Annotated in this window: 24 protein-coding genes and 2 pseudogenes; 12 read left to right on the top strand and 14 right to left on the bottom strand. The window is 72.3% G+C overall.

The genetic code is table 11. The features are described from left to right. Positions 1 to 32: 32 nt before the first annotated feature. From AMK21_RS03500 to AMK21_RS03480, 5 genes are all read right to left on the bottom strand, one after another. The gene (locus AMK21_RS03500) at positions 33 to 1,109 is read right to left on the bottom strand and encodes a Zn-dependent alcohol dehydrogenase (protein ID WP_073873996.1); all 1,077 of its coding nucleotides are present in this window, start codon (positions 1,107 to 1,109) and stop codon (positions 33 to 35) included. 47 nt (positions 1,110 to 1,156) lie between these two features. Continuing rightward, positions 1,157 to 2,014 carry a MaoC/PaaZ C-terminal domain-containing protein gene (locus AMK21_RS03495; RefSeq protein ID WP_073873994.1) on the bottom strand — a complete coding sequence of 286 codons (858 nt, stop codon included), beginning with the start codon at positions 2,012 to 2,014 and terminating at the stop codon, positions 1,157 to 1,159. A gap of 209 nt (positions 2,015 to 2,223) precedes the next feature. After that, a complete protein-coding gene (locus AMK21_RS03490) occupies positions 2,224 to 3,705 on the bottom strand; it encodes an MFS transporter (RefSeq protein ID WP_073873992.1) in 1,482 nt (493 codons plus the stop codon). Positions 3,706 to 3,829: 124 nt separating this feature from the next. Beyond that, a complete protein-coding gene (locus tag AMK21_RS03485; RefSeq protein WP_073873990.1) occupies positions 3,830 to 5,029 on the bottom strand; it encodes a lipid-transfer protein in 1,200 nt (399 codons plus the stop codon). 30 nt (positions 5,030 to 5,059) lie between these two features. Next, positions 5,060 to 7,255, bottom strand: coding sequence for an acyl-CoA dehydrogenase (locus AMK21_RS03480; RefSeq protein WP_073873988.1), 2,196 nt, complete (start codon positions 7,253 to 7,255; stop codon positions 5,060 to 5,062). Positions 7,256 to 7,595: 340 nt separating this feature from the next. Between AMK21_RS03480 and AMK21_RS03470 the strand changes: the two genes are divergently transcribed. The 4 genes from AMK21_RS03470 (at position 7,596) to AMK21_RS03455 (ending at position 11,351) form a co-directional block, all read left to right on the top strand. Then, positions 7,596 to 8,243 (top strand): class I SAM-dependent methyltransferase, encoded by a 648-nt coding sequence (locus AMK21_RS03470; RefSeq protein WP_073873986.1) that lies wholly within the window; start codon positions 7,596 to 7,598, stop codon positions 8,241 to 8,243. 43 nt (positions 8,244 to 8,286) lie between these two features. After that, positions 8,287 to 9,168 (top strand): N-acetylmuramoyl-L-alanine amidase, encoded by an 882-nt coding sequence (locus AMK21_RS03465; protein ID WP_073873985.1) that lies wholly within the window; start codon positions 8,287 to 8,289, stop codon positions 9,166 to 9,168. A gap of 200 nt (positions 9,169 to 9,368) precedes the next feature. Beyond that, positions 9,369 to 10,223, top strand: a complete 855-nt coding sequence (locus AMK21_RS03460; RefSeq protein ID WP_073873983.1) for a DUF5336 domain-containing protein — start codon at positions 9,369 to 9,371, stop codon at positions 10,221 to 10,223. 117 nt (positions 10,224 to 10,340) lie between these two features. After that, a complete protein-coding gene (locus AMK21_RS03455) occupies positions 10,341 to 11,351 on the top strand; it encodes an LLM class F420-dependent oxidoreductase (RefSeq protein ID WP_073873981.1) in 1,011 nt (336 codons plus the stop codon). 15 nt (positions 11,352 to 11,366) lie between these two features. On the opposite strand, the gene AMK21_RS03450 is transcribed toward AMK21_RS03455, so the two are convergent. Then, positions 11,367 to 12,146 (bottom strand): maleylpyruvate isomerase family mycothiol-dependent enzyme, encoded by a 780-nt coding sequence (locus AMK21_RS03450; RefSeq protein WP_073873979.1) that lies wholly within the window; start codon positions 12,144 to 12,146, stop codon positions 11,367 to 11,369. 115 nt (positions 12,147 to 12,261) lie between these two features. Here AMK21_RS03450 and AMK21_RS03445 point away from each other — a divergent pair, with 115 nt between their 5' ends. Further along, positions 12,262 to 12,552 (top strand): hypothetical protein, encoded by a 291-nt coding sequence (locus AMK21_RS03445; protein ID WP_073873977.1) that lies wholly within the window; start codon positions 12,262 to 12,264, stop codon positions 12,550 to 12,552. 30 nt (positions 12,553 to 12,582) lie between these two features. Here AMK21_RS03445 and AMK21_RS03440 read toward each other — a convergent pair whose 3' ends face one another. The 3 genes from AMK21_RS03440 to AMK21_RS03430 form a co-directional block, all read right to left on the bottom strand. Next, positions 12,583 to 13,656 (bottom strand): prenyltransferase, encoded by a 1,074-nt coding sequence (locus AMK21_RS03440; protein WP_073873975.1) that lies wholly within the window; start codon positions 13,654 to 13,656, stop codon positions 12,583 to 12,585. Continuing rightward, complete coding sequence (locus AMK21_RS03435; RefSeq protein ID WP_073873973.1) at positions 13,653 to 14,384, bottom strand: class I SAM-dependent methyltransferase; 732 nt, start codon at positions 14,382 to 14,384, stop codon at positions 13,653 to 13,655. The genes AMK21_RS03440 and AMK21_RS03435 overlap by 4 nt, the downstream gene beginning before the upstream one ends. 73 nt (positions 14,385 to 14,457) lie before the next feature. Beyond that, positions 14,458 to 15,774 carry a glycosyltransferase family 4 protein gene (locus tag AMK21_RS03430; RefSeq protein ID WP_073873971.1) on the bottom strand — a complete coding sequence of 439 codons (1,317 nt, stop codon included), beginning with the start codon at positions 15,772 to 15,774 and terminating at the stop codon, positions 14,458 to 14,460. A 292-nt stretch (positions 15,775 to 16,066) separates the two neighbouring features. On the opposite strand from AMK21_RS03430, the gene AMK21_RS03425 reads away from it, so the two are divergent. Then, entirely contained in the window at positions 16,067 to 16,684 is a 618-nt protein-coding gene (locus AMK21_RS03425) for a TetR family transcriptional regulator (protein ID WP_073873969.1), read from the top strand. A gap of 197 nt (positions 16,685 to 16,881) precedes the next feature. On the opposite strand, the gene AMK21_RS03420 is transcribed toward AMK21_RS03425, so the two are convergent. From AMK21_RS03420 to AMK21_RS03410, 3 genes are read right to left on the bottom strand one after another with little or no spacing between them, the layout of a single operon-like run. Next, a complete protein-coding gene (locus tag AMK21_RS03420) occupies positions 16,882 to 17,256 on the bottom strand; it encodes a type II toxin-antitoxin system VapC family toxin (protein ID WP_073873967.1) in 375 nt (124 codons plus the stop codon). Next, positions 17,256 to 17,525, bottom strand: a complete 270-nt coding sequence (locus AMK21_RS34770) for a prevent-host-death protein (RefSeq protein ID WP_143194841.1) — start codon at positions 17,523 to 17,525, stop codon at positions 17,256 to 17,258. The genes AMK21_RS03420 and AMK21_RS34770 overlap by 1 nt, the downstream gene beginning before the upstream one ends. Further along, on the bottom strand, positions 17,522 to 18,178 hold the full coding sequence (locus AMK21_RS03410; RefSeq protein ID WP_073873965.1) for an ATP-binding protein: 657 nt from the start codon (positions 18,176 to 18,178) through the stop codon (positions 17,522 to 17,524). Before AMK21_RS03410 ends, AMK21_RS34770 begins: the two co-directional genes overlap by 4 nt. Before the next feature lie 193 nt (positions 18,179 to 18,371). Between AMK21_RS03410 and AMK21_RS03405 the strand changes: the two genes are divergently transcribed. The 5 genes and pseudogenes from AMK21_RS03405 to AMK21_RS37020 all read left to right on the top strand — a co-directional run. Then, complete coding sequence (locus AMK21_RS03405) at positions 18,372 to 19,256, top strand: helix-turn-helix domain-containing protein (protein WP_073873963.1); 885 nt, start codon at positions 18,372 to 18,374, stop codon at positions 19,254 to 19,256. Further along, positions 19,253 to 19,456, top strand: a complete 204-nt coding sequence (locus AMK21_RS03400) for a DUF397 domain-containing protein (RefSeq protein WP_073873960.1) — start codon at positions 19,253 to 19,255, stop codon at positions 19,454 to 19,456. Before AMK21_RS03405 ends, AMK21_RS03400 begins: the two co-directional genes overlap by 4 nt. 85 nt (positions 19,457 to 19,541) lie before the next feature. After that, positions 19,542 to 19,664 (top strand): annotated as a pseudogene (locus AMK21_RS35700) (SseB family protein); the annotation flags it as partial. Positions 19,665 to 19,697: 33 nt separating this feature from the next. Next, positions 19,698 to 19,958: a hypothetical protein gene (locus tag AMK21_RS03395; protein WP_073873958.1), complete on the top strand. Its 261-nt coding sequence runs from the start codon at positions 19,698 to 19,700 to the stop codon at positions 19,956 to 19,958. After that, positions 19,958 to 20,095, top strand: a pseudogene (locus AMK21_RS37020) (hypothetical protein); the annotation flags it as partial. The gene AMK21_RS03395 and the pseudogene AMK21_RS37020, both read left to right, overlap by 1 nt. A 44-nt stretch (positions 20,096 to 20,139) precedes the next feature. Here AMK21_RS37020 and AMK21_RS03390 read toward each other — a convergent pair. Then, positions 20,140 to 20,373 carry a ferredoxin gene (locus AMK21_RS03390; RefSeq protein ID WP_199863100.1) on the bottom strand — a complete coding sequence of 78 codons (234 nt, stop codon included), beginning with the start codon at positions 20,371 to 20,373 and terminating at the stop codon, positions 20,140 to 20,142. After that, a complete protein-coding gene (locus AMK21_RS03385) occupies positions 20,373 to 21,842 on the bottom strand; it encodes an aldehyde dehydrogenase (protein ID WP_073873954.1) in 1,470 nt (489 codons plus the stop codon). The genes AMK21_RS03390 and AMK21_RS03385 overlap by 1 nt, the downstream gene beginning before the upstream one ends. Before the next feature lie 215 nt (positions 21,843 to 22,057). Between AMK21_RS03385 and AMK21_RS03380 the strand changes: the two genes are divergently transcribed. Next, positions 22,058 to 23,104, top strand: a complete 1,047-nt coding sequence (locus AMK21_RS03380) for an MBL fold metallo-hydrolase (RefSeq protein ID WP_073873952.1) — start codon at positions 22,058 to 22,060, stop codon at positions 23,102 to 23,104. The last annotated feature ends 113 nt before the right edge of the window (positions 23,105 to 23,217 follow it).

Here is a 23,217-nt window from a genome sequence, read left to right as displayed (position 1 = left end):
CATTCCTCAACGTCGTTGTTCCGGAGCCGGTTTCAGAGTTCGATGCAGGTACGCAGCGACTCCCCGGTCCGCATCTGGTCCAGCGCGTCGTTGACCTCCTCCAGCCGGACCCGGTGGGTGATCATCGACTCCAGGTCGATCCGGCCCGCCCGCCAGAGCGCGATGGCCCGCTCGTAGGAGCGCAACACGTCCCCGCCGCCGTACATGGAGGGGAGGATGCGCTTCTCGTCGAAGAACAGCTCGAACATGTTGACCTGGAAGTGGTCGTCCGTGGCCCCGGCCCCGACGACGCAGAGGGTGCCGCCGCGGCGGGTGTGCTCGTAGGCGGTGCGGGCGGTGGCGGACTTTCCGACGACCTCGAAGACGTAGTCGAAGCCCTCGCCGCCGGTGACGCGCTGTTTGGCGTCGGCCAGTCCCTCGGGGGCGACGGCCTCGGTGGCGCCGAAGCGGAGGGCGGCCTCGCGGCGGGGGGCGACCGGGTCGACGGCGACGATCTGGGCGGCACCCTGGACGCGGGCGCCCTGGATGGTGGAAATCCCGACACCACCGCAGCCGATCACCGCGACCGACGAACCCGCCTCCACCTCGGCCGTGTTGATGGCCGCGCCGAGGCCGGTGGTGACCCCGCAGCCGATCAGGGCCGCGATCTCGAACGGTACGTCGTCGGGGATCGGCACCGCGCAGCCCGCGCCGACGACGACCTCTTCGGTGAAGGTGCCGGTGCCCGCGAAGCCGAAGACGTCGCCGCCGGGGCGCTTGAAGTTGGGGGTGCCCGCGTTCATGAAGCCCGCGAGGCAGAGCTGGGTCTGGCCGCGCTTGCAGGACGGACAGGCCCCGCAGGCGGGCAGCCAGCAGACGAGGACCCGGTCGCCGGAGCTGAGGCCGCTCACCCCGTCCCCGACGTCGATCACCTCGCCCGCGCCCTCGTGGCCGGGGACGAAGGGGGCGGGCTGCGGGAGGATGCCGCTCATCGCGGAGACGTCGGAGTGGCAGAGCCCGGTGGCCCGGATGCGGAGCCTGACCTTTCCGGGGCCGAACCCCACCGCCTCGACGTCGTCGAGGACCTCCAGCTTCTCCTGGCCTGTCTCGTGCAGTACGGCTGCGCGCATGGGTACGGCTCCCCTCGAATCGGCTGCCAGAAAGGGTGCTGATGTGCTCAGGAGTGTTCGACGAGCGTGTCCGCGAGGACCGGTGCGTCGTCCCGCTCGGCGGCGGTGACCGTCACCTGGACGTGGCCGTCCCCGGCCGCCCACATCCGGATGCGGAGGGTCTCGCCGGGGAAGACCACTCCGGCGAAGCGGGTGCGGTAGGCGGCGATGCGGGAGACGTCACCGTCCAGCAGGGTGTCGGCGACGGCCTTGAGGGTCATGCCGTACGTGCACAGCCCGTGCAGGATCGGCCGGTCGAAGCCGGCCCGCTCGGCGAAGGCCGGGTCCGCGTGGAGCGGGTTCCAGTCCCCGGAGAGCCGGTAGAGCAGCGCCTGGTCCTCACGGATCGGGCGTTCGACCGTGCGGTCGGGGTCCCGGTCGGGCACGGTGAGCCGGTCGGAGGGCCCGCGCTCTCCGCCGAAGCCGCCCTCTCCCCGTACGAAGATCCGGGCGCCGTTGGTCCAGAGCGGACCGTCGTCGTCGCTCGCCTCGGTACGCAGCACGACCACGGCGGCCTTGCCCTTGTCGTACACCGCCGCGACCTTCGAGGTCTGTTCGGCCCGGCCGGTCACGGGGATCGGCCGGTGCACGCGTACGGTCTGGCCGCCGTGCAGGACGGCGGCGGGGTCCACGTCGATCCCGGCCGCGCCCATCCCGCCGAACGCGGCCGTTCCGGCGCCCGCGACGGTGGCGAAGCTCGGCAGCACCTGGAGCCGGGACTCCAGGGTGTAGCGCAGCTCGTCGGGGTCGGTGGCGGGGGTGCCCGCGCCGAGGCCCAGGTGGTAGAGCTGGACGTCCTTGTGGTTCCAGGCGATCTCGGCTCGACGGGGGTCGGCGGCGAGGGCCGCTGGGGCATCGATGGGCATGGCGAAGCCGCTCCTTGACGAGGGGAGACCGACGGTGGAGACCTCGGTGCGGCTGTCCGCACCGCCGACCGCACCGAGGCCGCGCGGGGATCGCCAGGACGCGCCGTTCTAGAACGCGTTCTAGCCGATGGCCCATGTATAACGCAGCCCCCGGAAGTTGGGAAGACCGCTGACGCCACGTCAGATGCACTGCTCCCGGACGCGGTTGCTCAGACCCGCTCCCGCGCCGTCACCTTCGCCACCTGCTCCTCCCGTACGCGGGGCGCCCGGTGGTTCGGCAGCCACGCCAGCATCACCAGGACCCCGACCAGCAGCACTCCGCACGCCGTACGGAACGCCGTGGCGTACCCGGCGGTGACCTCGGCCGCGTCGACCGAGCCCGCCGTGCGGGCGGCGGCGACCGTGGACAGCACCGCGAGGCCGAGGGCGCCGCCCATGGTGCGGGAGGTGTTGACCAGACCGGAGACGAGTCCGGCGTCCCCGGCGGCCGCGCCGGAGGTGGCGAGGGTGGCCAGCGGGGTGGAGGCGAGACCGGCGCCGGCCATCATCAGGACGCCGGGCAGGCAGATCGCGGTGAGGTAGGAGCCGTCGACGCCCATGGTGGACTGCCAGCCGAAGCCCGCGGCGGTGATCAGCACCCCGGCGACGGCGAGGCTCTTGGCCCCCGTACGCGCCATGAGGCGGGGCGCGGCCTTGGAGCCGATGATGACGGCGGCCGAGGTCGGCATCAGGGCGAGCCCGGCCTGCAACGGCGTGTAGCCCAGCACGTTCTGGGCGTAGACGGTCATGAAGTACCACATGGAGAAGGTCGCCGACCCCATGAGGAACATCGACACGTTGGCCGAGGAGACGGCCCGTACGCCGAACACCCGCAGCGGGATCAGCGGGACCGACGTCCGCGCCTCGACCAGGACGAACGCGGCCAGCAGCACCGCTCCGGAGAGCAACGATACGAGGGTGGCGGCGGCCGTCCAGCCGACGGCCTCGGTCTGGACGATGCCGTACGCGACGGTCGCCAGGCCCGCGGTGACCAGGACGGCGCCCAGCAGGTCGATGCGGCGGCGGTCGCCCGCCCGGCCCTCGGTGATCCACAGGGCGGCGGCGACCAGGACGAGGGCGCCGACGGGCACGTTGATGAGGAGGACCCAGCGCCAGGAGAGGGCGTCGGTGAGGATCCCGCCGATGAGCCCGCCGGCCGCGCCGCCGCCCGCGCCGACCGCCATCCAGGTCGCTATCGCCCTGGTCCGGGCGGGACCCTCGGGCACGGCGGCGGTGAGGATGGTGAGCGTGGCGGGGGCCAGGACGGCGGCCCCGAGGCCCTGCGCTCCCCGGGCCGCGAGGAGCTGCCAGCCCTCCTGGGCGAGGCCGCCCGCGAGGGAGGCGGTGGTGAAGACGCCGAGCCCGACGAGGAACATCCGCTTACGGCCGTAGATGTCGGCGGCCCGCCCGCCCAGCAGCATGAACCCGGCGAACGCGATCGAGTAGGCGTTGACGACCCACTGGAGCGCGCCGTGGCTCAGCCCGAGGTCGGCGCGCATGGAGGGCAGCGCCACGTTGACCACGGACACGTCGAGGACGACGAGGAACTGTCCCGTACAGGCGGCGAGCACGACGGCCCACGCGCCGGTGGGTACGCGGGAGCGGGAGGTACGGGTGGGCGCGGGTGCGGGGTCGTCTGCCATGCCGGTCATGGTCGCAGGTGCTGGATGCCCCGTACATCGGGTATCGGTCGGAGATCCTGGGCCCTGGGTCCGAAGTCCTGGCCTACGGGTGTGCCTCATCGCCGCAGCAGCAGCCCTGCCCCCGCCTGCGACCTCACCGCCGCAGCAGCGTCACCACCGCCGCCCCGCCCAGCCCGATGTTGTGGGCGAGGCCGGTGCGGGCGCCCGGGACCTGGCGCGGGCCCGCCTCCCCGCGCAGCTGCCAGGTCAGCTCGGCGGCCTGGGCGATCCCGGTCGCGCCCAGCGGGTGCCCCTTGGAGATCAGCCCGCCCGACGGGTTCACCACCCACCGCCCGCCGTACGTGGTCGCCCCCAATTCCACGAGCTTGCCGGACTCCCCCTCGCCGCACAGGCCGAGCGCCTCGTAGGTGAGGAGCTCGTTGATGGAGAAGCAGTCGTGCAGCTCGATCACGTCGAGGTCGCCGGGGCCGAGGCCCGAGCTCTCGTAGACCTGCTGGGCGGCGGCCCGGGACATCGGGGCGCCGACCGCGTCGATGCAGGTGCCGGAGGCGAAGGAGGCGTCGGTGTCGGTGGTCATGGCCTGGGCGGCGATCTCCACGGCCCGCTCCCCCAGGCCGTGCCGCTCGACGAACCGCGCGGAGACGACCACGGCCGCCGCGGCGCCGTCGGAGGTGGGTGAGCACTGGAGCTTGGTGAGGGGGTCGTGGACGGTACTGGCGGCGAGGATCTCCTCCACCGTGCAGGGGTCCTGGAACTGGGCGTACGGGTTGTTCACCGAGTGCCGGTGGTTCTTGGCGCCGACCGCCGCGAGCTGCGCGGGCGTGGTCCCGTACCGCCGCATGTGCTCGCGGGCCGCGTTGCCGAAGATCTGGGCGGTGGGCGGGGACATCTCGAAGCCGTGGGCGGCGGCCATGATCCCGTAGTGCCGGGCGACGGGCGAGGAGGCGAGGTCCCCGCCGCTGGAGCCACCCTCCGAGCCACCGCCCAGTGAGCCCCGGGCCATCTTCTCGAAGCCGACGGCGAGGACGCAGTCGCTGCCGCCGCCCTCGACGAACTGCCGGGCCAGCATCAGGGCGGTGGACCCGGTGGCGCAGTTGTTGTTGACGTTGTAGACGGGGATGCCGGTCAGGCCCAGCTCGTAGACGGCCCGCTGTCCGGCGGTGGAGGGCTGGAAGCAGTAGCCGACGGGGACCTGTTCGACCTGGTCGTAGCGGACGCCCGCGTCCTCCAGCGCGGCGGTGCCCGCCTCGCGGACCATGTCCCCGTAACTCCAGTCGCGGGTCTCGGGCTTCTCGAACATGGTCATGCCGACGCCGACGATGTACGCCTTCATCTACCGACTCCTCTTCTGTGTTCGGCGTGCTCAGTCCCGGGGGAGGCCGAGAATCCGCTCGGCGACGACGTTCAGCTGGATCTGGGTGGTGCCGCCGGCGATGGTCAGGCAGCGGGACATCAGGAAGCCGTGCAGCGCCCGCTCCCCCGCCTCCGGTTCGTCCACCGCGCCTGCCGGGCCGAGGAGTTCGAGGGTGAGCTCGGCGACCTTCTGCTGGTGGACGGTCTGGACGAGCTTGCGCACCGAGGCCCCGGCGCCCGGTTCGAGGCCGGAGACCTGCTGGAGGGTGGTGCGCAGCCCGATGCAGGCGAGGGCGTGCGCCTCGGCGGCGAGCGCGCCGATCCGGGTACGGGTGGTGTCGTCGAGCCCGGCGGAGCGCGCTATCAGAGCCTCCAGCCCGCTGTCGAAGGTCATCTGGTCGGCCATGTGGACGCGTTCGTTGCCCAGGGTGTTGCGGGCGACCCGCCAGCCGCCGCCCACCTCACCGACGACGGCGTCGGCGGGGAGGAGCACGTCGTCGAAGTAGACCTCGTTGAAGAGGGCCCGGCCGGTGATCTCCTTCAGCGGGCGGATGTCGATGCCTTCGGCGTTCCTCATGTCGACCAGGAAGTAGGTGAGCCCCCGGTGCTTGGGCGCGTCCGGGTCCGTGCGGGCGAGCAGGATGCCGTGGTCGGCGGTGCGGGCGGCGCTCGTCCAGACCTTCTGCCCGGTGATCCGCCACCCCTCGTCGGTCCGTACGGCCCGGGTGCGCAGGGCGGCGAGGTCGGATCCGGCGTCGGGCTCGGAGAAGAGCTGGCACCACTGGAGGTCGCCGCGCAGGGTGGCCGGCAGATAGCGCTCGCGCTGCGCCTCGGTCCCGTACGCGATGAGCGAGGGCACGACCCAGGTGGCGATGGAGAGGTCGCTGATCCGGATGGACTGGTCGCTCAACTCCTGCTGGATCGCCAGCTGTTGTACGGGGCCCGCGCCCAGCCCGTACGGGGCGGGCAGGTGCGGGGCGGCGTAGCCGGTGGCGGCGAGGGCGCGGCGGGCTTCGCGGGGTGACAGGCCCCGGGCGGCGGCGAGGCGGGGGCGGGCTTGGGTGCGGTGGCGGGCGGCCTCGGCGGGGAGTTCCAGGGCGAGTTCGCGGCGGGCCCCGGCTTCCGCGAGGCGGGCGGCGCGCAGCCGGTGGGCGCCGGCGGTGCCGAGGAGCTGGCGGGCGAGGACGGCCCGGCGCAGCTGGAGGTGGGCGTCGTGCTCCCAGGTGAAGCCGATGCCGCCGAGGATCTGGATGGCGTCCTTGGCGCAGCTGTACGCGGCCTCCGGCGCGGTGGCGGCGGCGAGGGCGGCGGTGAGCCCGCGCACTTCAGGTGGTTCGTCGGCGGCGCGGGCCGCGTCCCAGGTCAGGGCTCGGGCCTGTTCGAGGCGGACGAGCATGTCGGCGCAGAGGTGCTTGACGGCCTGGAACGCCCCGATGGGCCGCCCGAACTGCTGGCGTAAGCGGGCGTGTTCGGCGGCCGTGTCCAGGCTCCGGGCGGCGGTCCCGCAGGCGTCGGCGGCGAGGAGGGCGGCGGCCAGGTCCCGGACGAGCGCGGAGTCGAGGGGCAGGGCCCGGTGCGCCGGTACGAGAACGGCGTCGGCCCGCACCTCCGCTGTCGGCCGGGTCGGGTCCACACTGCGGTGCGGGCGCACGGCGAGCCCCTCGGCCCCGGCCTCCACGAGGAACCAGAGCACCCCGCCGGACCCGTCGGCGGCGGGCAGGAGCAGCAGGTCGGCCGCCTCGGCGGAGAGGACGGGCGGGGCGGTGCCGTCGAGGCGGTGGCCGCCCTCGGCGGGGGTGGCGGTGAGGGTGCCGGGGGTGAGGGCGAGGGCGGCGGTGCGCTCCCCGGCGGCGAGGCCCCGGAGCAGGTCCCCGGTCCCGGCCGTCCGGCCGAGCACCGCCCCCGTCAGCGTGGTCGCGAGGTACGGCCCCGGCAGCGACGCGTAGGCCGCCTCCTCCAGGACCACGGCGAGGTCCAGGAGGCCGCCGCCCCCGCCCCCGTACTCCTCTGGCAGATGGATCCCGGTCAGACCCTGCCCGGCGAGCGCCTCCCAGTACGCGGGGCGCACCCCCGAGGCGGCCGGGCCTTTGGCGTCGAGGAGTTTGCGCACCTCGCCCGGCGGGACGGCCCGCGCCAGCCACCCCCGTACGGAGTGCGCCAGCGCTCGGTGCTCTTCGGTGATGCCGATACCCGTGCCGATGCGCATGCGGATCCTCGCCGGTCGCAGCCACTGGAACGGCGCAAGAGTAGAACACGTTTCAATCCGACGGAAGGCCTGATGAGCAGTCAGAGATCCGTCGGTCGGTCGGCGGATCCGAACCGGAATAGGACCCGCCGGGGAAGCGCTCACTGATCGGCCTGGTGCTGGCGGCGTTCCTGCCGTCGCAGCGCCCGTCGGGGCACCCGGTCCTGCTGGCGAGCAGCGCGGACACCGGCCCCGGTGCCGCCTCCGTCCCGGCTCCCGCCCCCGCCGCGACGGCCGGCCGGACCGTACGGCACGATGGAGCGCCGCCGTCAGCAGACCCGCCCCCACCTGGAGGAACCCCGTGACCGCCGCCGCTCCCTCCCCGGAAGTGCTCGCCGCGTTCGAGGCCGCCAAGGGCTTCATGCCGGTCCACGAGGGGCTCGCCCTGTACGCGGCCGCCACCGAGGCCGGGGCGCTGGGGCTGCCCCTGCTGGAGGTGGGCACGTACTGCGGGCGCTCCACGATCCTGCTGGCCGACGCGGCCCGGACGGCCGGGGTCGGCGCCCTCACCGTGGACCACCACCGGGGCAGCGAGGAGCAGCAGCCGGGCTGGGAGTACCACGACCCGGGCGTGGTGGACCCGGAGGTCGGGCTGATGGACACCCTGCCGACGTTCCGCCGCACCCTGCACCGGGCCGGTCTGGAGGAGCACGTGGTGGCGCTCGTCGGCCGCTCCCCGCAGGTCGCCGCCGTCTGGGCCGGGCCGCTCGGCCTGGTCTTCATCGACGGCGGGCACACCGACGAGCACGCGAACGGCGACTACGAGGGCTGGGCCCCGCATGTCGCGGAGGGCGGGCTCCTGGTGATCCACGACGTGTTCCCCGACCCGGCCGACGGCGGCCAGGCCCCGTACCGGGTGTACCTGCGGGCGCTGGCCTCGGGGGCGTTCACGGAGGTGTCGGTGAGGGACTCGCTGCGGGTGCTGCGGCGCACGGGCACGGGGATCTGAGGCGTACCCGGGCGCGCCACCCCCGTACGGATAGCATCGCCGCGTGCCGTACGACGACAGCGTTCCCCCCACCCGCCGCGCCCGCCCGCTCCTCGCCGCCGCCGCGCTGGCCGCGCTCTGCCTGACGACGATCACCGGATGCGGCGGCTCCCCGGACACGACGGACGGAGCAGGAGCGAAGGTCTCCGCTTCGGCTTCCGCTTCTGCCTCGGCCACTCCGGAGGCTTCCCCCACCGCCTCGCTCCCCCAAGGCCCCCTGACCGGCAAGACCGTGGTGATCGACCCGGGCCACAACCCCCGTAACCGCGAGCACACCAAGGAGATCAACGAGCAGGTCGACATCGGCACCGGGCGCAAGGAGTGCGATACGACCGGCACGTCCACGGACGACGGCTACGCGGAGGCCCGGTTCACCCTCGATGTGTCGCACCGGCTGAGGGAGTTGCTCCAGGCGCAGGGGGCCCGGGTCCTGCTGACGCACGACGACGACCGGCCGTTCGGGCCCTGCATCGACGAGCGGGCCCGGATCGGCAACGAGGCGAAGGCCGACGCGGTGGTCTCGGTGCACGCGGACGGCTCGGCGGTGGGCAACCGGGGCTTCCATGTGATCCTGCCGGCGGCGGTGAAGGGCGGCGGGGCGGACACCTCGAAGATCGTGAAGAGTTCGGCCGATCTCGGGGCCCGTATCGCCGGGCATTTCGTCCGCACGACCGGAAGCGCCCCCTCCAATTACATCGGCGGGGGTACCGGACTGGACACCCGCGATGATCTCGGCGGACTGAATCTGTCGACCGTGCCCAAAGTCTTCGTGGAATGCGGCAATATGCGTGACCCGAAGGACGCGGCCCTGCTCACCGACGCGCGTTGGCGGCAGAAGGCGGCCCAGGGGATGGCGGACGGCATCGCCGCCCACCTGAAGGGGTAGGTCTGCCCGGCGGGGAAGGGGTGGGTCTGCGGGGATATTGGGGGGATAACTGTTCAAGAACCGGGCACGGGCGCAACCCGCCCGGTCAGACGATAGATTCATCCGTACGATGGGGAGCCACCCCCGAGCTTCATGCCGCGCCCGCCGCAGAGGCGGCAGCGACGACCGCCCCGACGAGACGACCGACTAAGGACCTTCACGTGAATATCCGCTCCCTCACTCGAGGCGACGGCGTGGTGATCGGAGCAGCGGTCGTGCTGTTCATCGCCTCTTTCCTCGACCTCTCCGGCTACGACTGCCCCTCCGGCGTGGACTGCTCCCGCTTCAGCAGCCCGAACGCCTGGGACTCGCTCGGGCTCCTGATGAGCGTCTTCCTCGCCGGCATCATCGGCGCGGCGCTGGTGGTCGTGGGCCGCCTGACGCCCGGCCGCAAGGTCGTGGGGTTCGACCTCGGCCAGTTCGGGGCCGCGTTCACCGTCTTCGCACTGTGGACCGCCTTCTGGACGACCATCGACGTCAGTGACGCCGGCGCCGGCCTGATCCTCGGCCTGCTGGCGACCATCGTGCTCGCCGCGGGCGCGATCGCCGGTCCGCTGGTCCCCGCGCTCAAGGCGCCGATCGTCGGCGCCCCGAAGCCGCCGCAGGCCGTGCAGCCGCCGTACGGTGGCCAGCCGGGCCAGGGCTACGGCTACCCGGGCGCCCAGCAGCAGCCCTACGGCGCGCAGCCGAGCCAGGGGTACGGCTACCCCGGCGCCCAGGCCAGTGGTCAGCCGGGTCAGGCCGACCCGGCTGCGGCTCAGGCGCAGGCCGCCCAGGCCCAGCAGTCCGCCCCGCAGGGCGGCGCGGCTCCGGCGGGCGACTTCACCCCGTTCTGGTTCGCCGTTCCGGTGGCCCGCCCGCTGTACGGCGAGGACGGCGCGCCGAACCCGATCGCCGAACTGGCGCCGGGCACCTGGTACCTCGCGGTCGAGCAGCGCGGTCAGGGCCTCATCGCCCAGACGCAGGACGGCCGTCGCGGTGTACTCCAGGACACGACGGGCATCCAGCGCGGCTGATCCCGAGCGCGCAACGCCCGCGGCCCCTCGCCCTTCCGGGCGGGGGGCCGTTGTCGTACAGTCCGTCCCGCACCGCCATGACCTGACGAATCGTCATCTACGGCCGGAGGCAACGGAATGCGGCTCGGACTGGCACTCGGATACTGGGGCCGCGGGCCGGACCCCGGCCATCTCGCCCTCGCCCAGGAGGCGGAGCGGCTCGGCTACGACTCGGTGTGGACGGCGGAGGCGTGGGGCTCGGACGCCTTCACCCCGCTGACCTGGATCGCCGCCCACACCTCGCGGATCCGGCTGGGTACGGGGATCGCGCAGATGGCGGCCCGTACGCCGACCGCGACGGCCATGCACGCGCTGACCCTGGACCACCTCTCGGGCGGCCGGCTGCTGCTCGGCCTCGGCCTGTCCGGGCCACAGGTGGTGGAGGGGTGGTACGGGCGCCCGTTCCCGAAGAGCCCGCTGACCGCGACCCGCGAATACGTCGAGGTGATCCGCCAGGTGCTGGCCCGGCAGGCCCCGGTCGAGGTGGCGGGCCGCTTCCACTCCCACCCGTACGCGGGCCCGGACGCCACCGGCCTCGGCAAGCCCCTGAAGCCCATCACGCACCCGCTGCGGGCGTCACTCCCCGTCCTGCTGGGCGCCGAGGGCCCGAAGAACATCGCGCAGACGGTCCGGATCGCGGACGGCTGGCTCCCCCTCTACTGGTCCCCGCACCGCACGGACGTGTACGAGGCCTCACTCGCCGGACTCCGCGAGGGCTTCATGATCGCGCCGATGGCCCGCGCACACGTCTGCGACGACGTGGCGGAGGGGCTGCTGCCGGTGAAGGCGATGCTCGGCTTCTACATCGGCGGGATGGGGCACGCGGCCCGCAACTTCCACGCGGACCTGATGGCGCGGATGGGGTTCGAGGAGGAGGCCCGGCGCATCCGGCAACTCTTCCTCCAGGGCCGCAAGGAGGAGGCGGTGCGGGCGGTGCCGGACGTGTTCGCCGACGAGATCTCCCTCGTGGGCCCGCGCGCCCGGATCGCGGAGAGGCTCGCGGAGTGGCGCAAGGGCCCGGTGACCGACCTGCTGGTCACCGCCCCGGACCCGCACACGCTGCGGGTCCTGGCTGAGCTCAACGCTTGAGCGGCGGCTCGCCACTCACCCGAACGACGACCGGTCCAGCCAGAAGTCCAGCAGCTCCGCGTCACCGAACACCTCGACCCGCTCGCTCGTGGGCTCCAGGCGGCGGTTGAAGACGAGCATCAGATCGGTGAGCGGACCGCGCAGGGCGACCGTCGCCTTCTCGTGATCGTGCCGCCAGGTGAAGCGGTCCTCGCCGAACTCGATCAGCCACTCCGCCCCGGGTGCGTCGATGGCGTGCAGGTGCAACGAGCGCCCACCGCCGCGCAGTTCATCCGCCTCCGGGTCGCCGCCCTCCTGGGCGAAGGAGACGATCCGCAGCCACTCGTCGATGGTGTCGGCGGCCACTTCGGGGTCGACCGTGTACGGGACCCGCGCGGCGAGCGCCGCGTCCGCCCGGTGCACCACCGTCTCGTGCGTCATGCGCCGCGCCCAGAACGCCGTACGCCGCTCCCACGCCCAGGTCCACACCTCGGCGTCCGGCCCCGCCTCCCGCAGCGCGGCGACGGCGGTGGCCGCGCCCTCGGCGAGCCAGGCGTCCAGCGCGGCCGGGTCGTCGCTCCCGGGCCCCGCTGCGCCCGGCACCTTATCCTCCGGGACGTCCTCGGTGGCCCGCCCGCGCACGATCTCCCCGACCCAGCGGTGGGCGCCGCCGACATGGACGGCGAGCTGCCGCAGGTTCCAGTCGGGGCAGGAGGGGACGTTCGCGCCGAGGTCCGCGCCCTTGAGGGTCGCGCGCAGGGCGTCGGTCTGCGCAAGGATCTCGTCGCAGTAACGGCCGTAAGAAAGAAGCGTCATGCCGGGACCCTAACCGGGCCACGGAAGTCGATCACCTGAATATCCGACCCCCAGGGCCCGCCGACTGGTACCGCCCTTCGGGTTTCACGCCGGGTTGAGCGGTAACCAGGATTGCATGTCTCCCAGAACCCGCACAGGCAGCAGTCCAGCGGCCCGGATCATCGCCGCCGTGGCCGACATCCTGGCCTTCATCATCGTTCTCTGGATCCTGATGTACCTGCTGGACGCCAACCGGAGCAACGGCTTCGTGCAGTGGGTGCACGACGCCGCGACCTGGCTGGCGGGCTGGTCGTACGACCTGTTCACGTTCGACGCGGCGTGGGCGCGGGTCGTGGCCGGCTACGGTCTCGCGGCCGTGGTCTACCTGTTCATCGGGCACGCGGTGGCGGGCCGGATCCGCCGCTGACGACGGACCGGCCGCACGAACGGTCAGCGCCTACCGGCAGCAGTCCGGCTCCAGGCCGACCGGCAGCCGCTCCCCGGAGAAGACCGCGGTGGTCGCCTCGTCCCCCCCGAGTGCGGCCACCGCCAGCAGCAGGGAGCCCGCCGTCCAGGTGGTGAGCTCCTCCGGCCAGAAGGCCTTGTTGCCCTCGAAGACGTATCCCGTCCAGTAGAGCCCGCCCTCGGCGCGCAGGTGCTGGATCGACTGGAGGATCTCCAGGGCCCGGTCCGACTCCCCCGTCACCCAGAGGGCGAGGGCGAGTTCGCAGCTCTCGCCGCCGGTGACCCAGGGGTTGGGCAGCACGCACCGCACCCCGAGACCGGGGACGACGAAGCGGTCCCAGCCCTCCTGGATGCGGGCGGTGGCCTCGGCCCCGGTGACGGCGCCGCCGAGGACCGGGTAGTACCAGTCCATCGAGTAGCGGTTCTTGTCGAGGAAGCGCTCGGGGTGGTTGCGGATCGCGTGGGCCAGTGCCCCGGTCGCCAACTCCCAGTCAGGCTGCGGCTCTTCGCGCCGCTCCGCGATGGCGAGCGCACAGCGCAGCGCCTGGTGCACGGAGGAGGAACCGGTCAGCAGCGCGTCGTTCACCGCCGTCCCGTCCGCCTCCCGCTTCCAGCCGATCTGCCCACCGGGCTGCTGGAGTCGGAGCACGAACTCGATCGCCGCGAAGACGGTGGGCCACATCCGGTCGACGAACGCGTCGTCCCCGGTGGCGAGATAGTGGTGCCAGACGCCGACGGCCACGTATGCGCAGAAGTTGGTCTCACGGCTGAGGTCGGTCGGCTGCCGCGGGTCGCCGTCGTGGTACGCGGCGTACCACGAGCCGTCGCCGTTCTGGTGGCGGGCCAGCCAGTCGTAGGCGCGCTCGGCCGCCTCGTGCTCGCCGGCCGCGTCCAGCGCCATCGCGGCCTCGGTGTGGTCCCACGGGTCGAGGTGGTGGCCCCGGAACCAGGGCAGCGCCCCGTCCTCGCGCTGTACGGCGGCGAGGGCGGCGACGGTCTCGGTGGCCTCGGCGGCGGTCAGGACCCCGGGAAGGACAAGGTGCTCGGTCTGTTCGGGAGTGCTCACGCCTGCGCCTTCGGAAGGTGCGGCTTGGTGGCGTACGCGACGAAGCTCTTGCCGACGACCGGGTTGAGCAGCTGCTCGGCGACCCGGGTGGCGAGCGGCTTCTTCATGATGTCCCAGACCAGCAGCTTGTGGTACGCCCGCACCGGCAGCGCCTTGTCGTTGTCGACGCCGAAGGCGCACTTCAGCCACCAGTACGGCGAGTGCAGGGCGTGGGCGTGGTGGGTGCCGTACGGCTTGAGTCCGGCCTCGCGGATGCGGGCGAGGAGCTGGTCGGCCTTGTAGATGCGGATGTGGCCGCCCTCGACCTCGTGGTAGGCGTCGGAGAGGGTCCAGCAGATCTTCTCGGGGCCGTAGCGCGGGACGGTGATGGCGATGCGGCCGCCCGGCTTGAGGACCCGGACCATCTCGGCGAGGACGCCCTTGTCGTCCGGGATGTGCTCCATGACCTCGGAGATGATCACGACGTCGAAGGAGTCGTCGGGGAAGGGCAGGTTGAGGGCGTCGCCCTCCATCGCGGTGGCGGTTGCCCCCTCGGGGGCCTCCCCGGCCTCCTTCATGGCGGCGAACCACTTGGCGACCTCGCGGATCTCCTCGCCGTTCTGGTCGAGGGCCACCACCTGTGCGCCGCGCCGGTAACACTCGAAGGCATGCCGGCCGGCACCGCAGCCCAGGTCGAGCACTCGGTCGCCTGCGGCGAGCGGGAAGCGGGTGAAGTCGACGGTCAGCACGAGGGCCTGCCTTCGAGGTCGGAGGTACGGGTTCAGAAAAGCGGGTCCGCAGCCACCTGCGGGTGCGGCGCGGTCACCTGCGGGCTCCGCGGACGGCGATCGCCTGACGGTACAGCTCGGCCGTTCCGGCGGCCGCCCGGGCCCAGGTGAAGTTGGCCAGCACCCGCTCACGGCCCGCCGCGCCGAGGCGGGCGCGCAGCTCCGGGTCGGCCAGCAGCCGGGCGAGCGCCCCGGCCAGCGCGTCCGCGTCGCCGGGCGCCACCGCGAGGCAGGTCTCCCCGTCGCGCCCGGAGACCTCGGGGATCGCACCGCCGGTGGTGGCGACGAGCGGGGTGCCGGTGGCCATCGCCTCGGCGGCGGGCAGCGAGAACCCCTCGTACAGCGAGGGCACACAGGAGACCTGGGCGCTGCGCACGAGGTCGACCAGCTCGGCGTCGCTGATGCCCTTGACGAACTCGACGGCGTCGGTGAGCCCGTGCCGCTCTATGGCCCGGGCGACCGGCCCGTCCTCGGCGCGCTTTCCGACGACCACGAGGTGGGCGGCGGGGTTCTCCGTACGGAGCTTGGCGAGCGCGTCGACGAGGTGGACCAGGCCCTTGAGCGGGACGTCGGCGCTGGAGGTGGTGACGATGCGGCCGGGCACCTCGGCCACGGAGGGGTCGGGCGACCACAGGTCGGTGTCGGCGCCGATGTGGACGACGCTGATCCGGTCCGCGCGTACGCCGAGGTCCTCGACGATCTCGTCACGGGAGGAGCCGGAGACGGTGAGGACGGTGTCCAGCTTGCGGGCGACCCGCTTCTGCATCCGCGTGAAGGCGTACCAGCGGCGTACGGAGGCGCGCCGGCGGCGGCTGTTCGCGGCCGCCAGGTCGAGCCTGCGGTCCACGGTGATGGGGTGGTGGATCGTCGTCACGAGCGGGGCCCCGAGGTCGCCGAGGAGCCCGTAACCGAGGGTCTGGTTGTCGTGGACGACGTCGAACTCGCCGCGCCGGGCCAGGAGATGGCGGCGGGCGCGGAGGCTGAAGGTGAGCGGTTCGGGGAAGCCGCCGGTCCACATGGTGGCGACCTCGGCGAGGTCGACCCAGTCCCGGTACTCGCCCCACTTCGGCGTACGGAACGGATCGGGCTGCCGGTAGAGGTCGAGGCTGGGGAGCTCGGTGAGCGGGACGCCCTCGTCGAGTACGGGATAGGGCTGCGCGCCGATGACCTCGACGCTGTGCCCCAGCCGCGCGAGCTCACGCCCGAGGTGGCGGACGTACACACCCTGGCCACCGCAGAACGGGTTGCCCTTGTACGTGAGGAGCGCGATGCGCAGCGGCCGGCCGCCGGCCCCGGCGGAGGAGCTGCTGTCGCCCGTGCGGGGGCCCGTCTCTATGGCCTCAGCGGTCACACTCGGCCCCCTTCTGACTGCGTGTTCGCCGGAGCGTAACCGGTAGCGCTAATCTAGAACAAGTTCCAGACTTGATCGTTCGACGTGCATCGAATCTACCGGCAGGTAGCGTCGGCGTGAGGCCCGGATCAGGTGATTCGCGCCACGGCGGAGGCCCTGGCATGCTGTGCGCGCCCGGACGCACGCGCTGGGATCCGCCCGGGTGCGGAACGCAGGGACGAACCACGGATCGCGGATCACTGATCGTGAACGGGGACAGCATGAGCACGCACGGATCGCGGATGGGGACAGCATGACCGCGGACGCCAGACCGGCAGCGCCTCCGCTGACCGAGCGGCAGGAGGCCCGCCGCCGCCGCATCCTGCACGCCACCGCCCAGCTCGCCAGCCGCGGCGGGTTCGAGGCGGTGCAGATGCGCGAGGTGGCGGAGGCGGCCGGGGTCGCCCTGGGCACCCTCTACCGCTACTTCCCCTCCAAGATCCACCTGCTGGTCGCCACCATGCAGGACCAGCTCCAGCACATGCACTCCACGCTCCGCAAACGCCCCCCGGCCGGCGACGACGCGGCCCAGCGGGTCGCCGAGACCCTGATGCGCGCCTTCCGCGCCCTCCAGCGCGAACCGCACCTGGCGGACGCCATGGTCCGCGCCCTCACCTTCGCGGACCGCAGCGTGAGCCCGGAGGTGGACACGGTCTCGCGCCTCACGACGGCGGTCATCCTGGACGCGATGGGCCTGGAACACCCGACGCCGGAGCAGCTCTCGGCGGTCCGGGTGATCGAACACACCTGGCACTCCGCGCTGATCACGTGGCTGTCGGGCCGGGCGTCGATCGCCCAGGTGAAGATCGACATCGAGACGGTCTGCCGCCTCATCGACCTGACGGCGGAGCCGGGGCCCGGGCGGGGCTGAGACCCCGGTACGACGGAACGTGAGCAGGCCCGGAGAGAGTGGCGGGAACGCCCTGCTGTTCGGTGGGATGCTCCTGATGATCCTCAGCCAGACGCTGCCGCTCAGCCGAAACCGCGAGCACACCCCTCCCTCAGACGTCTGAGGGGTGGCGGCGGGCCGGGGCCCGTGCGGCGCCGACCAGGCAGGCTCGGCATGCGTCACACCGGCATGACCTCGACGTCGTACTGCGAGATCCACGGGCTACGAGTCACGAGAACCAGCCCATGGGCCTGCGCCTGGGCGACGAGAATCCGGCCGAAGGGATCGTCGTGCACCATCGGGAGCCTCCCGGCCCGCACGCCGTGCGCGGCGGTGACGGGCAGACTCGGAAACGCGAGGTCGCGCACCCGTTCGGCCAGGTCACCCGGGCCTTCGATCAGGCCGAGGTGCTGCTTGAGGGTGATCTCCCACGGCGACACGGCACTGATGTGCACGGCGTTCGCTGTGTCGAGCAGGTGCTTGACGGGTTCGGACAGCTCCGGCGCATCATCGAGCCACCACACGATCACGCGGGTATCGAGGAGGAGGCGCATCACGCCACTCCGAAGACGGCGGCGATCCTGGGATGCGGATCATCGAAGTGAGCGGGGAGACGCACCTGCCCCCGCAGCGAACCGCGCCCGGCCCGCCGGACGGTGGGCCGCACGGAGGCGGCGACGAGCAGCGGCACAGGCACCACCGGCACACCGGCCCGGCTGACCACGGTCGGCCACCCGCCGATGAGCTGGACCAGGGTGCCGCGAAACCGGGGCTCCGTACACCGCGCCGAACGCCACCGAACCCTGCGCCACAGACTCCTCACGACGCCACCACGGGGCCGCCGGCCGCGGTCGGCGGCGCACCGTCCCGCACCATGAGCGGTTCCGCGGCATCCATCCGCAGGCCAGGCCCGTCATCCAGGCCGATCACGACCGCGAGTCCACCCGAGGCGTAACGCTCGCTGCGCACGCTCCGGACGGTGCACCAGGCGCCCCAGACCCGTACGGACTGACCGGGGCGGACGGTAGCGGCGGCGATCTCGGCCTCGACGGACGCAGGTTCGGGCGATGCGCCGGGTGCCATCACCTCGGCCCAGACCGTCTTGCCGATCCCCGCCGACCGCTCGTCGACGCCCCAGCGGTACGCGAGCGCCTCCACGAGCAGCAGCCCCCGCCCGCCCGTCTCCAGCTCACCGGGCCGCCGCACGACGGGGCGCCCTCCACCGGCGTCACTCACCTCAAGCCGGAGCGAGGCGCCCCGCCCCCGGCACCTGATGCGTACGCCGATCATCCCGTCCCCGGGGACGGCGACCCGCAGGGCGTTGGTGACGAGCTCCGAGAGCACCAACTCCGCCATGTCGGCGGGCGCTTCGCAGGCCCGCCACTCACCGAGCTTGGCGCGCAGGAGGGCGCGGGCCCGGGGGACGCTGCTGCGGCGACGGACCAGCCGGAAGTTCACTTCACACAGTTCAGCCATCACGGTCCTCCAGTGGCGCGGTCGACTGAAATCCCTTGCGGAAGAGGCCAATTCACCTGAGGGCCTCTCCAGCACCAGCAGGATGGGTGCGCACCACTCGAAAATGCAACGTTGCCGATGGCCTTCACATCATTTTTCCCTCTTTCGAGTAACCTCGCCCCGACAGAGCCGCTACTTTGCTAAAGGTGTTCACATGCACGCGAAGAGCACCGCCGCCAACACCTCCACCGTTCTCGGCCGCCAACTCGGTGACGAACTGAGGAGGTTGCGCGAGGCAGCCGGCCTGACCACCAGCCAAGCGGCCGAAGCCCTGGACTGCACCAAGGGCAAGATCAGCCGGATCGAGAACGGTCGGGTGGCGGTCCGACTCCCCGATCTGACGGCGATGCTGCACGCGTACGAGATCTCCGACCCCGACATCCGGGGCCGCCTCGCCTCTTTGGCCCGTAAGGCCAACCGCAGGCGCCGGGAGGGCTGGTGGAACCAGTATGGCGATGTACTCGCCGACACCTACCGCGACTACATCGCCCTGGAAGCCATGGCTGGGTCGATCCGCACCTTCCAGGCGCAGCTGATTCCCGGACTGCTCCAGACTCCGGAGTACATCCGCGCCGTTACCGTGGCTTCGCGCCAGTGGCAGACGGCGGACGAGATCGACAAGTTCGTCCAGGTCCGTCTGGCGCGACAGGAACGGCTCCTGGACGACACCCCGCTACAGCTCTGGGCCGTACTGTCGGAAGCCGTCCTTCTCCAGCAAGTCGGCGGTGCCCAGGTGATGAACGCGCAGCTGCAGCACCTGCTGGCCAGTTCCGAGCACCCGAACGTGACGGTGCAGGTGCTGCCGTTCTCGCGCGGGGCTCATGCGAGTATGTTCGGCCCATACGTAGTGCTGGGTTTTCCCGAGGAGGGGGCGCTCGACGTGGTGCTGGCGGACAACCCGTCCGGTTCCATGTGGCTGGAACGGGAGGCGGACGTCTCGCGCTACCAGGACCTGTTCGATGCCGCGCGGACGTCCGCGCTCTCCCCGACGGAGTCCCGGGCTGTCATCCGTCGCAGGGCCAAGGAGCATCAAGCATGAACAGCGCACACCACGGCACGCCGGACCTGTCGGGCGCGCAGTGGCGTACCAGCTCGCACAGCGGCGGCAACAACGAGTGCGTCGAGGTCGCCCCGAACCTCCCCCACCTGATCCCGGTCCGCGACAGCACCCGCCCCACCGGCCCCGTCCTCACCTTCGGCCACCACGCCTGGCAGGCGTTCATCGGCGACCTGGCGTAGCACCGGCCCCTGCATCGGCATCGGCGCTGTCCGACCGCCAGGGGCCTGCCATGACCAGCCAGGCGGTGCAGCGGAGAGCGGCGGCGGGAACTGCGGGCGGGAGTGGACGTACCGGACCATCCTCGGGGCGCGGCTACTGGACGTGATGGTGCCGATGCTGCCCGGGCCGGCGGGAGTCGCACTGGACGCGGGAAGCACGGACGCTGTCTCAGCGGGGCAACAACCTCGCTGCCGGCTGGGGTTGTCGGCGGGCTCGTTCGCCGAGCAGGAGCGGTACGTCAAGGACTCGTTCAAGATCGTGGTGAACTCCGCCAACGCGCACGGCGAGGTGAAGCAGCAGTGGAAGGACACCGGCTACGACGTGGGGGACGCTCTGTTTGACGCCTCGGGGGCCGACCCGGCGCAGCGTGAAGAGATCGACGCGTGGGCCAAGGAGCACCTCAAGCCCTCCCCGGAGACCGTGGCGCAGGCCGAGGAGCCTCGCTGGGGGGAGAGCCGCTGATGGTGGACTTGGGTGGGGCGTTCGACAAGGTCGTCGACGGCACCGTGCGGGGCCTGGACAAGGGCAAGGAGCTCCTGGGCAGGGGTGTCGACGCGGCGACCGACAAGGTGGGGGCCGAACTCGACAAGGTCGGGGCGCATGGCTGGGCCGACAAGGTGGAGGACTGGGGCGACGCGAGCCCCTACTCCTCCGGCGGGAACACCACCTCCCCCGACCCCACCAGCGTCAACGTGATCGCCTCCACCGGGCAGCCCTCCGCCGCCGCGAGGACCTGTTCGCCGGCGTCGCGGTCCTCCTCGCGTGGGTGGGACTGGCGGGCGGTGTCCAGGTGGAAGGCGTTCGGGGCGTGGTTCACGCACATGCCGGAGCCGATGCAGACGGAGCGGTCGACCTCGATGTGCCAGCGGTCTCCCATCATGCCTCCCGGTGGCCGGCGGGGAGGTGGATCATCTTGTGCTCGAAGAACTCGCCGTAGCCCTCGGGGCCGAACTCGCGGCCCAGGCCGGAGTTCTTGTAGCCGCCGAACGGGCCGAGCATGTCCAGGCTGAAGGTGTTCACGCTGTACGTGCCGGTGCGGACGCGGCGGGCGATGTCGATGCCGCGTTCGGTGTCGGCCGTCCAGACGCTGCCGCTGAGGCCGTACGGGGAGTCGTCGGCGATGCGGACGGCCTCGGCCACGTCGCCGTACGGGATCAGGCAGATCACCGGGCCGAAGATCTCCTCGCGGGCGATGCGCATGGAGTTGTCGACCGAGCCGAAGAGGGTCGGTTCGACGTACCAGCCGCGTTCCTGGGAGGCCGGGACGTTGCCGCCCGTGAGGATCTTGGCGCCTTCCTCCTGGCCCACCCTGATGTAGTCCAGGGAGCGTTGCTGTTGGCGTCGGGCCACCAGAGGGCCCAGTTCGGTGGTCGGGTCCAGGGGGTCGCCCACGCGGAGCGCGCCTGCCGCTGCCGCGAACGCCTCCGCCATCTCGTCGTAGCGGGAGCGCGGGGCCAGGATGCGCGTCTGGGCCACGCACGCCTGGCCGTTGATCATCCAGGCGAAGGGGACGATGCCCGCGACCGCCGCCTCCAGGTCCGCGTCCGGCAGGATCACCGCCGCCGACTTGCCGCCCAGTTCGAGGGTGACGTGGGTCAGGTTGCGGGAGGCGACCTCCATCACCCGGCGGCCCGCCGCGACCGAGCCGGTGAAGGAGACCTTGTCGATGTCCCGGTGAGCCACCAGGTATTCGCTCACCTCCCGGTCGGCCGGGAGGATGGAGAGGACCCCGGGCGGCAGGCCCGCCTCCGCCGCCGTCTCCGCCAGGAGGTAGGCGTCCAGGGGGGTTTCGGGGCTGACCTTCAGGACCGCCGTGCAGCCTGCCAGGAGTGCGGGGGCCAGCTTGGCCGCGGCCGTGAACTGGGGGACGTTCCACGGGACGACCGCCGCCACCACGCCGACCGGTTCGCGGCGGACCAGGAGGGGGCCCAACACTCCGTCGCGCCGCTCCTCGTACGGGAACGTACGCGCCACCGTGATCGCCGAGTCCCACACCATCATCGCGGCCAGCGCCTGCACCATCACGCTCGCGCTGTACGGGGTGCCGTTCTGGGCGCTGATCAGGCGCGCGAACTCCTCGTGCCGTACGGCGAAGGCGTCCTTGATCCGGGTGATCACCGCGATCCGCTCGTCCAGCGTCATCCGGGGCCACGGGCCCTCGTCGAAGGCGTGGCGGGCCGCGGCGACCGCGCGGTCCACATCGGCCTCGGAGGCGTGCGGTACGCGGCCGATGACCTGTTCGGTGTGCGGGGAGATCACTTCGATGACGTCGGTGCCGAGCGGATCGGTGAACTCCCCGCCGATGAACAGCTTTCCGTGCTCCACCAGCTCCGTACGTTCCGTCATGGCCGTTGCCTCCCGCGAAGCGAACCCGTGCACCGCAACTGACTGCTCGTCAGAACTGATACCAGTTCCTGTTCCAGGAGTCCACGGCGCGGACCGTACCCGGGGCCGAGCAGGGACCCGGCAGGGCCGAACAGTTGGTAGACCCGGGCTACCACTGGAACGAGTTCTCGTTACAGTGGGATCAGCGCACGCCGCCGAGCAGAGATGGGAAGCCCATGACGCAGGTGACGCAGGTGACCGACCACGGCGGGGGCGTCCACAGCATCAAGGTCCCCATCCCGGACAACCCCCTCGGCCACACCCTGGTCCACCTCGTCGACACCGACCGGGGCCCCGTCCTCATCGACACCGGCTGGGACGACCCCGCCTCCTGGGACACCCTGGTCGCCGGGCTCGCCGCCCTCGGCACCGCCGTCACCGACGTCCACGGCGTCGTCATCACCCACCACCACCCCGACCACCACGGGCTCTCCGGCCAGGTCCGCGAGGCGTCCGGGTCCTGGATCGCGATGCACGAGGCGGACGCCGCGATCGTCCGGCGCACCCGGGAGGCCGCGCCCGGCACCTGGCTCGACTACCTCGCCCGCAAGCTCGCCGCCGTCGGCGCGCCCGACGACCACCTCACCCCACTGCTCGCCGCCCGCAGCAGCGGCCGGCTGCGGACCCTGCCCGGGCTGCGCCCCGCCCTGCCGGACCGGGAGATCGTGCCCGGCGAGCTGCTCGGCCTCGCCGGGCGGCGGCTGCGCGCCGTCTGGACCCCCGGGCACACCCCGGGCCACGTCTGCCTCCATCTGGAGGAGCGGCATCCGGCGAATCTGCCGGGGCACGGGCGGCTGTTCTCCGGGGATCACCTGCTGCCCGGGATCAGCCCGCACATCGGGCTGTACGAGGACCCGGACGACACCGCCGTCACCGATCCCCTCGGGGACTACCTCGCCTCGCTGGAGCGGGTCGGGCGGCTCGGGGTGGCCGAGGTGCTGCCCGCCCACCAGCACGCGTTCACCGATGCGGGTGGACGCGTACGGGAGTTGCTGGACCACCACGAGGAGCGGCTGACCGGGCTGCTCGCCCTGCTCGCCACGCCGCTCACCCCGTGGCAGCTGGCCGAGCGGATGGAGTGGAACCGGCCCTGGGAGCAGATCCCGCACGGTTCGCGGTCGATCGCCGTCTCGGAGGCCGAGTCCCATCTGCGGCGGCTGGTGAAGCTCGGGCGCGCGGAGGCTGTCGCGGGCGCCGACCCGGTCACGTACATCGCGGTGTGAAGGACCGGTCACGTACGTAGCCGTGTGAGCCGTCCCGCCCCTTCCCGGCATCGCGAAACGAAGGGCGCCCCGCGTGCTGCTCCCTCCGGACGACGTCGGCGGTCTGCCGCCCC

The sequence above is a fragment of the Streptomyces sp. CB00316 genome (assembly GCF_001905595.1).
Lineage (GTDB): Bacteria > Actinomycetota > Actinomycetes > Streptomycetales > Streptomycetaceae > Streptomyces.
The sequence above is the reverse complement of the archived record's forward strand: the minus strand, read 5'-3'. Positions and strand labels throughout refer to the sequence as shown.